Origin of the sequence: Streptomyces sp. NPDC059567 (assembly GCF_042735655.1) — a bacterium.
Lineage (GTDB): Bacteria > Actinomycetota > Actinomycetes > Streptomycetales > Streptomycetaceae > Streptomyces.
The window spans coordinates 51,564-62,844 of sequence record NZ_JBHWBS010000013.1 but is presented as its reverse complement, the minus strand read 5'-3'; the positions used below and the strand labels follow the sequence as shown (position 1 = coordinate 62,844).

The 11,281-nt window shown below is 71.8% G+C and carries 10 protein-coding genes; 5 read left to right on the top strand and 5 right to left on the bottom strand.

Features of this window, described 5'->3' with window-relative positions; all coding sequences use genetic code 11:
* Nucleotides 1-116 precede the first annotated feature (116 nt).
* The 4 genes from ACFVZW_RS09455 to ACFVZW_RS09440 form a co-directional block, all read right to left on the bottom strand.
* Nucleotides 117-368, bottom strand: a complete 252-nt coding sequence (locus ACFVZW_RS09455; RefSeq protein ID WP_376432286.1) for a hypothetical protein — start codon at nt 366-368, stop codon at nt 117-119.
* Between the two features lie 428 nt (nt 369-796).
* On the bottom strand, nt 797-2,047 hold the full coding sequence (locus ACFVZW_RS09450; RefSeq protein ID WP_384519098.1) for a VWA-like domain-containing protein: 1,251 nt from the start codon (nt 2,045-2,047) through the stop codon (nt 797-799).
* Nucleotides 2,044-3,267, bottom strand: a complete 1,224-nt coding sequence (locus tag ACFVZW_RS09445; protein ID WP_384519096.1) for an AAA family ATPase — start codon at nt 3,265-3,267, stop codon at nt 2,044-2,046. The genes ACFVZW_RS09450 and ACFVZW_RS09445 overlap by 4 nt, the downstream gene beginning before the upstream one ends.
* A gap of 63 nt (nt 3,268-3,330) precedes the next feature.
* Entirely contained in the window at nt 3,331-4,734 is a 1,404-nt protein-coding gene (locus ACFVZW_RS09440) for a hypothetical protein (protein WP_384519094.1), read from the bottom strand.
* Nucleotides 4,735-4,868: 134 nt separating this feature from the next.
* Between ACFVZW_RS09440 and ACFVZW_RS09435 the strand changes: the two genes are divergently transcribed.
* The 5 genes from ACFVZW_RS09435 (at nt 4,869) to ACFVZW_RS09415 (ending at nt 10,602) form a co-directional block, all read left to right on the top strand.
* Nucleotides 4,869-5,000, top strand: coding sequence for a hypothetical protein (locus ACFVZW_RS09435; RefSeq protein WP_384519091.1), 132 nt, complete (start codon nt 4,869-4,871; stop codon nt 4,998-5,000).
* 10 nt (nt 5,001-5,010) lie between these two features.
* Nucleotides 5,011-7,065, top strand: a complete 2,055-nt coding sequence (locus ACFVZW_RS09430; protein WP_384519089.1) for a prolyl oligopeptidase family protein — start codon at nt 5,011-5,013, stop codon at nt 7,063-7,065.
* Nucleotides 7,066-7,438: 373 nt separating this feature from the next.
* Nucleotides 7,439-8,989: a globin domain-containing protein gene (locus ACFVZW_RS09425; protein WP_384519086.1), complete on the top strand. Its 1,551-nt coding sequence runs from the start codon at nt 7,439-7,441 to the stop codon at nt 8,987-8,989.
* Nucleotides 8,986-9,783, top strand: coding sequence for a pyridoxamine 5'-phosphate oxidase family protein (locus ACFVZW_RS09420; protein WP_384519084.1), 798 nt, complete (start codon nt 8,986-8,988; stop codon nt 9,781-9,783). The genes ACFVZW_RS09425 and ACFVZW_RS09420 overlap by 4 nt, the downstream gene beginning before the upstream one ends.
* Before the next feature lie 102 nt (nt 9,784-9,885).
* Nucleotides 9,886-10,602 (top strand): DUF6215 domain-containing protein, encoded by a 717-nt coding sequence (locus tag ACFVZW_RS09415; RefSeq protein ID WP_384519081.1) that lies wholly within the window; start codon nt 9,886-9,888, stop codon nt 10,600-10,602.
* Nucleotides 10,603-10,654: 52 nt separating this feature from the next.
* Here the strand turns inward: ACFVZW_RS09415 and ACFVZW_RS09410 are convergent, their stop codons facing one another.
* The gene (locus ACFVZW_RS09410) at nt 10,655-11,221 is read right to left on the bottom strand and encodes a DinB family protein (RefSeq protein WP_384519078.1); all 567 of its coding nucleotides are present in this window, start codon (nt 11,219-11,221) and stop codon (nt 10,655-10,657) included.
* Nucleotides 11,222-11,281 lie beyond the last annotated feature (60 nt).

The following is an 11,281-nucleotide window of genomic DNA, read 5'->3' as shown; positions in this document are numbered from 1 at the left end:
CTTTGTGGCTCTAGACATCATAATTATCTACATATTATATTTGTTAGCTATCGCGAGGGGGGCCCCTTTAAACCCCGTACCGTTATTCGTAGGGTTTTACTTGGGCAATATTCCGCTCAGAGACCGGCGAGACCGGTGACGGCGGAGGCGTTCACCGAAAGGCCGGTGACGTTGGAGGCCAGGCCGGGGACGCCGGCGACGAGGCCCTCGACACCCTGAACGGTCTGGAGGGAGGTGACGGCGCCAAGGACGTTGGTGACGTCGCTGGTCGCAGCGCCGGCGACGCCGCCGGAGATGCTGACGAGGCCGCCGGAAACGGCGTCCAGCTCGGTGTCGGCGATCTCGCGGGTCTCAAGGTCGTTACGCATGATGCGCACCCTTCATTTGTTGGGGGGATTCCATTCCTGCGGTCATTCCGCAGGCCGAAACTCGGCCGTACTTCACGACTGCCGCAGCGCGGTGATCCAAGCACGCGAACGGGCTACCCGGCCAATTCTGTTGACGTCCTCACGTACGTGGTTGTGTACCTCGGACAGCAGCCGTGCAGCTAATTTCACCGAACGGTGACACCTTCTCCGCAGGAACGAGTAACAGATCCGGGCGACCTGCCGCGTGCGGGGTATCAAACGGACAGAGCCGCATCACACGGACGGGATCGACCGGTCGGGTCGAGGAGCAATGAAGGGGGCGCATCCAGGTCACGCGCACGATGTGCAGGTTTTCGACAGGTGCGATGACTTGATGGAGAGGGTGCGCCTTCCGAGGTACCCGACCGGCGCTCCCCCGGCCCAGGGGGCTACCCGATGTCGACCACACGTGCCCAGTCGGGCGGCGAGTCGGGGACGTAGTCGGGATCGTCCTCGTCCCACGAACGGTTCGAGAACGGCCTCGGGAACAGCCCCACCACCGTGCGGCACGGAGGCCGGGTGACCGGCCACGGTGTCTGACCGTCGGTCAGGACCACGACCACATCGGGCGCCGGCCGTGACGTGAGCGCCTTGGCGAAGCCCCGCCGCAGATCCGTACCCCCACCGCCCATCAGCGGGATTCCCTCGGAGCGGCACAGCTGGTGCACGAACCGGGCCTCCGCGTCGCACGGCAGGACGGTGACGAGGTCCCGACGGCCGCCCACGGCACGGGAGATCGCGGCCACCTCGAGGAGGGCGCTGCCCAGCTCCGCGTCGCTGACCGAGCCGGACGTGTCGATGACCACGGACACCCGGGGCGGCATCCGCCGCAGGCTCGGCAGCACCACGCCCGGCAGGCCGGCCGACCGCCGGGCCGGCCTGCCGTACGTGTAGTCCTCGCCCGCTCCGGAGCCGGCCGCCGCCGAGCGGATGGCCGCGCCCAGCAGATCCCGCCAGGGCTGCGGAGGATGGAACGCCTCCTCCGCCCACCGCTGCCACGCCTCCGAGGCGGTTCCGGGACGGCCGGTGATGCCCTGCGCCACCCGGAACCGCACCGCGTCCCGCTCCTGCGCACTGAGCCCGTGCGCTCCGTCCGGCCCGAGGTCCCACTCCCTTGCGAGCCCGTCGGCGCCGCTTCCGCAGTCCAGCCAGGCGATGTCCCGTGTTTGGGCTCCGAGGGAGAACTGGTACAGGTACTGCTCCATGAGCTGCCCCGGCCTGAGTCCCAACGTCTCGGGCACGACGGCGCCTTCGGGCTGGACCAGGCCGTCGCCGAACACGTCGTCGTTGATCTCGCAGTCAGCGGCGATGTTCATCCGCAGCCGCTCCCCGGGACCCGTCAGTCCGCGTGCCCGCGCCAGCCGGTCACCGCGCCCGTGATGGTCGCGCAGCAGATGAGAGACCTCGTGCACCCACACCCCGGCCAGTTCCTCCACCGGGGTCCGGTCGACGAACGCCGGTGAGACGTAGCAGCGCCAGTACCGGTCGACGGCCATCGTCGGCACCCTCGTCGACTCCACGGTGTGCAGCGCGAACAGCGCCGTCGCCAGATACGGCCGCACCCGCGCGGCCTGGAGCCGGGCGGCGAAGAGCTTGTCACGGTCCAGGGCCAGTGGTGTCCCCGGTGCACCCGCGCTCATCGGCCTGCCTGCGTGGCGAGCGCGGCCCGGGCCCCCGCCCGGTCGGCGCGCCGGGACACGGACACCACTCCGGCGAGCCGTTCGATCGACTCCGGTACGTCCCACTCCTCCCGGCGCAGCGAGGCGAGGGTGGTCGCGGGGACGACCACCAGGTCAGGGGCTCCGGTCTCCATCGCCCGTACCAGGAGCGCCCACGCCGCGTCCCAGCGGGACTTCTCCGGGCGGGCGCGGACCGCCGCCACCACGCCGTCGAGCACGGCCTGGCGGAGATCTCCGCGCTCGGGGAGGTCGGCACTCTCGGGGTCGGCGAGCAGGGTCTCGGGGTCCGGGAGGTCCAGCCGGTCCAGGCTCGCGAGCAGTTCAAGACCGGGACCGTCGCCGACGGTTCCCCTGACCAGCATGGACAGCACGTCCCGGGAGGAGCCGGCCGCGGTCGCGAAGGCGATCAGACACAGGGTCATCTCCCAGCTGCGGGGCGACGGCCACGGGCCGCCCCTGCGGGTCTCGCTGCTGGGGATCTGGTGGACGAGCTTGGGCCGGGCGGCGAGCAGCCCGCACACCGCGCGGCGGGCGAAGGCCACGGCCTCCGGCGTCCTCGCCGCGTCGAGCCGGGGCAGCGTCGCCCGGGGCCAGGTCCCCCCGAGGCCGCGGACGACGACCTCGTGGTCGTGGACCCACTGAAGATGGACGAACCGGTTGGCCAGGGGCGGGCTCAGTTCCCAGCCGTCGGCCGCCGAGGAGCGCGGATTGGCGGCGGCCACGATGCGTACGCCGGGCGGCAGTTGCAGTGCGCCGATCCGCCGTTCGAGGACGAGGCGGAGCAGGGCGGCCTGCACGGCCGGCGGGGCGGTGGACAGCTCGTCGAGGAACAGCAGCCCTCGGCCGGCCCGTACGAGTCGTACGGCCCAGTCCGGCGGGGCCATCGGGACGCCCCGCTCCGCCGGATCGTCGCCGATGATCGGCAGGCCGGCGAAGTCCGACGGCTCGTGCACGCTGGCGATGACGGTGGTCAGCGGCAGGTCCAGGGTGTCGGCGAGCTGGGTGAGGGCCGCGGTCTTGCCGATCCCCGGCTCACCCCACAGGAGCACGGGCAGGTCGGCGGCGACGGCCAGCGTCAGCGCCTCCAGCTGGGGGTCGGGGCGCGGCTCGGTGGTGGTGTCGCGCAGGAGGGTCAGCAGGTCGCCGGCGACATCGAGTTGGGACGGGGCGTACGAAGGCATGGGTGATCACCTGAGGGCTCGTTGTGAAGAAGACGAAGGGAGTGCGGGGACCGAGGCCCCGGGTCAGTGGGTGGTGGCGTGCCGCGGGCGCGTGCGGTGGCCACGGCGTCGGCTGGGGCCGGGCCGCATACGGCCTGGTCCGGGTCCGATCAGGCCGGCCCTGAACAGGCCGTAGGTCAGGCGCCGTTGGGCGGCCGCCTCCAGCTCGTTCCGCAGCGCGCCGTCGCGCAGCGTCGCGTCGGGGCCCAGCAGGCCCTCGACGACGGCCAGCGCGCCGGCGATGTCGCCGTGGTGCAGGCGCTCGCGGACGCCGTCCAGGCAGTCCGGACGACGGTGCGCCCGGTCGATGGCCTGGAGGCAGGGGAGTGGGGTGCCGGACAGCGCGGCCAGCAACTCCTCCCGGCGGATCTCGGCCGGGTCGTGGTCCAGCGGGGACAGCACCCCGTCGACCAGGCCGATCCGGTGACGGGCTCCCCGGCACTCCACGATGTGCGGCTGCCCCGTCCGGTCCGACAGCGGCCGCGAACCGGCCGGTGGCAGACCGGGTACGAGCGCGGAGGCGACCAGCGGGTGCAGTCGGTCGGCCTCGATCAGCCCGCCCTGGAGCAGTTCCAGGTCGGGCAGTACCCAGGTCGCCGCATCGGGCAGTACCGGCAGCGCGGAGACGCCGCCGTCCGCGGGCGCCTCGGCGATCCGCATCGAGGGTGGTCCGAGGCCGTCCCGGTCCGCCACCAGGTCCAGGAGCAGCCGTTGCCGGGCCCCGACGCGCACACTGATGGTGCCGGCGGACCGTCCTTCGGCGTGGAGCAGCAACCCCGCCTCGTCCGCCCACCGGTCCACGGCGCAGCGGAAGTCCCGCGGCACCGTCCCCGGTACCTCCGGGACCGTCGGGGCAGGGGCGCCGTCCGGAGGCGGCGCGGACCCGGACCGGATCCGGAGTTCGTCCGTCCTGCGCGCGTCCCACAGGTGGCGGTGCAGGTCGAGACGGAACCGCCGGCTGGGATGGGGGTGCGGATGGCGGCGGGCGCTCGGCTCGGCATGCGTTCCGTCCCACAGCGCGAGGCTGACGCGCTGACCGCCGTCCGCCCACGCCGGCGGCGTCCGGACCACGAGGTGGACCGGGCCCGCGCCGTCCGGCCCGGCGCTTTCGTACCGGGCCAGGGCGATGGTCAGACCAGGGCGGAGCAGCCCGTCGGGAGCGACCCTCGGGAGGTGCCAGCGCAACAGGTCGGGTGCCAGATGGCGGAGGTCGGCCCGCACCCGGGTGGCGAGTTCGCGGCCATGGGTGCGTGCCACGGATTTCAGGTCGAGATCGACGTCCACGCCGGCGGCGGCGCAGGCTCCTGCCCAGTCACCGGCAGAGCGGCGGGCGGTCGCGGTCTCGATCATGGAGGGCGGCACGGCGAACTCTCGCACGCGCAGCCAGAAGGAGTGTGGGGAATCCCCATACGCGGTGTCGGTGAGCATCAGCACTCACCTTGCGCGGACGGGTCCCCCAATCTGTGGAGAGAATGAGTAGTCATCGCCGTGATCATAGAGCCCCATCGCCTCGATCTGCCAGGAGTTCCGCCCGCCGGATCGCGGGGCCGTAGGGTGGGGCCATGGGAGACACACCGCACCAGTCCGGCGCATGGGGCCAGGGCCGTGATCCGGAGCGACGGGGGATCGGGGTGCTCGGCCGGTCGTCGACGGTCCTGGTGATGGTCGCCCCGTTCACGCTCCGGCTCTGGTGATCGGCTCTCCATGACGACGCCGCGCGATGACGACGACCCGTACCTGTGGCTGGAAGACGTGGAGGGCGGGGCCGCCCTGGAGTGGGTGGCCGAGCGGAACGCCGAGACGGCGGCCGCACTGGCCTCCGACGCGGACTTCACCACCCTGAAGGAGAGCCTGCGCGAGGTGCTGGACGCCTCGGACCGCATCCCCTACACCGCCCGTCGCGGAGCGTTCCTCTACAACTTCTGGCGGGACGCCGCGCACGTACGCGGTGTGTGGCGCCGCACGACGCTCGAGCAGTACCGCAAGGACGCCCCCGCGTGGGAGGACGTCCTCGACCTCGACGCGCTCGCCGCGGCGGAGGACGAGAAGTGGCTGTGGGCGGGGGCGCGGGTTCGCCACCCCGCCTACGACCGGGCCCTGGTCTGTCTGTCGCGCGACGGCGGGGACGCCGTGGTGGTCCGCGAGTTCGACCTCGCCACGCGGGCCTTCGTCGACGACGGGTTCCAGGTCGGGGAGGCGAAGACGCGGATCGGGTGGATCGACGCCGACACCGTCTTCATCGGCACGGACTTCGGGCCGGGGTCGCTGACGGACGCCGGCTATCCGCGCACCGTGCGCCGATGGCGGCGCGGTACGCCGCTGGAGGAGGCCGAGCAGGTCTTCGAGGCGGACGCGGTCGATGTGGCGGCGTCGGGCTGGCGCGACACCACGCCGGGCTTCGAGCGGGACTTCGTCGCCCGTTCCCTGGACTTCTTCCGCAGCGAGACGTACGTCCTCGGCGGAGACGACACGCTCGTGAAGATCGACGTTCCCGACGACGCGGAAGCCTACGTCCACCGCCGGCATCTGATCGTCACCCTGAAGTCCGACTGGCTCGGGCAAGGGGCCGGCTCCCTGCTGGCGTTCGACTTCGACGCCTTCCTGACGGGCGACCGTACGGCTGCGGTGCTGTTCACCCCGGACGAGCGGACCGCCCTGGCCGGGCACTCGTGGACCCGCCACCATCTGATCCTGGAGACGATGAGGGACGTCAGCACCCGCATCGAGGTCCTCACCCCCGACTCCGAAGGCGCCTGGGCGCGGACGCCGCTCACGGACGTCCCGGAGCTGTCGGCGGTCACCGTCGTGGACACGGACCCCGACCTCTCCGACGAGTACTTCCTGGACGTGTCGGGGTTCCTGCAACCCTCCACCCTCTACCGGGGGGAGATCGGCGCCGACACCGAGATCCTCAAGCAGGCTCCGGCGCGGTTCGACGCGGCCGGCCTGACGGTCGAGCAGTTCTTCGCGACCTCCCCGGACGGGACGCGGGTGCCGTACTTCGTCATCGGCCCCGACCGCACCGCCACCGGCCCGGGACCGACCCTGCTCTACGGCTACGGCGGCTTCGAGGTCTCCCTCACCCCCTACTACGGCGCGGTGAAGGGCCGGGCGTGGCTGGAGCGCGGGGGCACGTACGTGATCGCGAACATCCGGGGCGGCGGCGAGTACGGGCCGGACTGGCACCAGGCCGCGCTCGGCGCCCACCGGCCGCGAGCCTTCGAGGACTTCGCGGCCGTCGCCGCGGACCTCGTCGCACGGGGCATCACCACCCCCGCCATGCTCGGAGCGGCCGGGGGCAGCAACGGCGGGCTGCTCATGGGCGCGATGCTCACCCGCCACCCGGAGCTGTTCGGCGCGATCGTCGCCCAGGTGCCGCTGCTCGACATGCTCCGCTTCCACAAGCTCCTCGCCGGGGCTTCCTGGATCGCCGAGTACGGCAATCCCGACGACGAAGCCGATCGGCCCCACCTCCGCGCGATCTCGCCGTACCACCAGCTCGCCGGGGACCGTGTCTACCCGCCGGTCCTGCTGATGACCTCCACCCGTGATGACCGTGTCCACCCGGGACATGCCCGCAAGACGGCCGCGCGACTGCGCGAACTCGGCCACGAGGTCCTGCTCCACGAGAACACCGGCGGCGGCCACGCGGGAGCCGGTGACAACGAACAGGCGGCCCACAACGACGCTCTGGTCCACTCCTTCCTGTGGCAGCGGCTCATGCGTGGGAAACGTGAAGAGCCCGCGCCCACGGTGTGAGGGCTTGGGGTCGCCTCGTATCTTTTCCGTCAGCGAATTCCTACCAGTCGCGCGGTGAACGGCTTGTCGTATCACTCGAACTCGTCGGTAACTCGTGAAAGCGTTCGAGTTCCTGGCCTCGCGCGGTGCTGACCAGCCGGAACTCGGCGCCGTCGTGATGGCCGAAGTTCCCGTTCATGGATTCACGCGAGCGGGGTATGGTCGAGCCCGTTCGAACGCCCGGGCGCCCCTCGCGAATCAAGTGCGGTACGTACCACCAGATTTGAAGAGACGGGGCGAACACCGGGAATTCCGATAGGGAGAGGGAAATCGGGGCACACTCGGACCCCACGTACGAAGACCGACCGAAAGATGTTCGAGGCGAGGCAAACCGATGGATGCTCCGACCCCCACGTCGGCCGACGGTGACAGGCCCGGCGTCAGTCCCGGAGCCGGCTCCGGTGGCAGCAGTCGGGACGCGGGCTGGTTCGGTCGAAGCCCGCAGCATCACCAGGACGGGCCAGGACCCCGGGGCGCGGAGGACCGCATACCCAGCCGCCCCGTCACCCCGATACGCCCTGTGGGCAACGGTGCCGACCGAGGCCGTACGCCACCCGAGCGCCCGGCTCCGGCCGCACACCCGGCCCAGGCTCCGGCCCCCGTGCCCGCACAGGCGTCAAGACCGGCAGCAGCCCCCACTCCGAGCCCGCCGCCCGAAGCCACTCCGAGCCCGTCGCCCGCCGCCGCTCCGAGCCCGGCCCCGGCGCCGAGACCCGCCCCGGCGCCCGAGCCGGCGACCCCCGCCCCGGCGCCCGAGGACACCTCCGACGCCGGTCTTCTGCGCCGCACCATGGCCGAGATCGAGCCGATCGCCGACAAGGTCACCTCGCACTTCTACGCCCTGCTCTTCCTGCGCCACCCCGACCTGCGGAACCTCTTCCCCGCGGCGATGGACACCCAGCGCGACCGCCTCTTCAAAGCGCTGCTCACCGCGGCGACCCACGCGGACGACGCCGCCACCCTGACCACGTACCTGTCCCACCTCGGCCGCGGGCACCGGAAGTACGGCACCCTTCCCGAGCACTATCCGGCCGTCGGCGAGTGCCTGATCGGCGCCCTCTCCCGCTATGCCCCGGAGAGCTGGGGGCCGAGGACCGAGGCCGCCTGGGTGAGCGCCTACACCGCCATCTCCCAGATCATGATCGACGCGGCTGCCGAGGACGAGCTGCGCGCCCCCGCCTGGTGGCAGGCGGAGGTGGTCGCCCATGACATGCGGACGCCGGACATCGCGGTCGTGACGGTCCGGCCCGACCAGCCCTATCCCTTCCTCGCCGGGCAGTACGCCTCCCTGGAGACCCCCTGGTGGCCGCGTGTCTGGCGGCACTACTCCTTCGCCTCCGCGCCCCGCTCCGACGGGCTGCTCTCCTTCCATGTGAAGGCCGTGCCGGCGGGCTGGGTCTCCAACTCGCTCGTGCACCGCGCCCGTCCGGGGCATGTGATCCGGCTCGGTCCCCCCTCCGGATCCATGACCGTGGACCACAACACCGACAACGGGCTGCTCTGCCTCGGCGGCGGCACCGGCATCGCGCCCATCAAGGCCCTGGTCGAGGACGTGGCCCAGCACGGCCGCCGCCGCACCGTCGACGTGTTCTACGGCGCCCGCCGGAACAACGACCTCTACGACATCGACACCATGCTGCGGCTCCAGCAGTCGCACCCGTGGCTCTCGGTCCGCCCGGTCGTGGACGACGGTCCCGTGGGCCTGCTGTCCGGCGGCATCCCGGAGGCCGTGCGCGAGTTCGGCCCGTGGCACACGTACGACGCGTACCTGTCCGGACCGCCCGGCATGATCCGGCGCAGCGTCGACACCCTGGTGGGCATCGGCATCCCCACCCATCGCATACGGCACGACTCCATCGAGGAACTGGTCGGGGCAACGACTTGAGCACTTTCGAACAGACCGGGCAGCGGCAGACGACGCCCCTGCGCACCACCCGCCCGGGCAGTGACGGCGAACATCAGGTCCAGCAGCGCATGGGCACCACGGAGCGCGCCGACAAGTTCTACGCCGAGCAGGTTCTGGACCGACTCAACACCCGGATGCGGGAGTTCGCGGCGCGCCAGGAGATGTTCTTCCTGGCGACCGCCGACCGGCACGGCGAGTGCGACAACACCTTCCGGGCCGGGCCGCCCGGCTTCCTCCACGTCCTGGACGACCGGACCCTCGCCTACCCGGAGTACCGGGGCAACGGCGTCCAGGCCAGCCTCGGCAACATCGAGGAGAACCCGCACGTCGGCATCCTGATGATGGACTTCCTCCAGGACCGCATCGGCCTCCATGTCAACGGCACGGCACGGGTCGTGCCCGACGACGAGATGCGCCGCGCCCACGCCGGGCTCGCGTCCGACCCCGTGCCCGGCCGCCGCGCCCAGGTGTGGGTGGAGGTCGCCGTGGAGGAGGCGTACATCCACTGCGCCAAGCACATCCCGCATCTGCAGAAGGTGCCGCTGCACGGTGCCGGCCGCGCGTGGGGGACGGACGACTTCAGGCGCAAGGGCGGCGACTTCTTCGGCGCGGCCGCCGAAGCGCCGGAGCGGGGCCCCTTCGTGCCCCCGCCGCGCGCGGACGCGGCGACCTGGCGGGCGGAGGCGGAGAGGGTCGTCGAACGCGCCGAGCAGCGTGCGGCCGACGCCGAAGAGGTGTTCAGCGGCTGGTTCAGCAGGAACGTGTCGGTCTGACCCACCGCCCACCCCGGCCACCACCAAATCTCCTTGTCCGCCGGATGATCACGGGTTAAGGTCCCCGGGCACATATCGGGGGATCGGGGCAGGCGGGGGACGATGGCGGACGACACGATGGTGCTCTCCAGACGTGCGGCGGTACGACAGGCCGTCGCGGCCCTGGTCCTGGTACCGGCCTTGTGCGCCGGTCTGTGGGTGGTGGGCTGGGCGATGGACCCGAGCATCGTCACCAGCGGCTCGGGGCCCGCCTCGTGCTCGGACGGCGAGCCCGAGAAAGCGCCGGGGGAGCCGGGGCGGGTGCCCGGGCGCATCACCGGGACGCAACTGTGCGAGGTGCTGAACCGTTCCGACCTCGCCCACCTGCTGGGTACGCCCACGGAGTCCGTGAAGTCCGCCCACGGCAGCGACGGCTCCTTCGAGCTCGGCGACGGCGAGGAGGTCGCCACTCCGTCGGCCGAGGTCGAGATCGGGACGTACACCGTCACGCTGTCGGCCACCTACGACGACCGTCGGGTGGGCGGGAAGCCCTCGATTCTGTGGAACGACGCGAAGCGACGGACGCTCCTGGGCCGGCCGGCGGTCCTCCACTCGGACCAGACCATCAGCATCAGCTTCCGCCTCGACGGGAGCGAAGCCGAGGCCGGTCCGGGCGTCCCGGCCCGCACCGTCGTCGTGGCCCGGGACGCCGAGGACACCGGCGGCTCCTTCGAAGTGACCCTGTGGCGCGAGGACGGTCAGGTGCCGGACGACACGGTGCTGCTCCGCGTCGCCGAGAAGGTCCTGCCGACGATTCCGGGATGGTCCGCGGCCGCCTGACGCCGTCCGGCACGGCAGGGCCGGGCTCTGCCGACCGCCGCCCGTCAGCTCGTCACTGGCCCACCCTGCCGTCGACGCACTCGCGCAGCAGGTCGGCATGCCCGCAGTGACGGGCGTACTCCTCGATCCGGTGCACCATCAGCTCCCGTACCGCGGTCCCGTCCTTCGGCAGGCGCTCGCTCAGATCCGGGTGCTCGGCAAGCGCGGCGTCGGTCGCGGCCTGCTCACGCTCCAGATCGGCGAACGCGGCCTCGACCACGGCCTGTTCGGCGACGGCGCCGTGGAAGTCCGCGTCCTTGACGCCGTACAGCTTCGGCACCGGGTCGCCGCTGATCCAGCTGCGCCAGTCACGTTCCACCTCGACGAGGTGGCGGACGAGACCGAGCAGTGACATCGTCGACGGGGGAACCGACCGGCGGGCCAGCTGCTCCGCGTCCAGGCCCTCGCACTTCATCCGCAGGGTCATGCGATACCCCGCCAGGAAGTCCAGCAGCGTGGCGAGCTCACCCTCCGGACCGTCCCCGCCGCCGTCACGGGGGTCGTCGTTCGGGTCGGTCCACATGTCGGGGTAGACGGTGGCCTGGGTCCATCGCACGGGTTGATCGCTCATGCGCGTCATGATCGTCCGTGCGGACTCATGCTCGCCAGCGCCTTTCGTCGCCGGTGGCGGTCGTGGTCG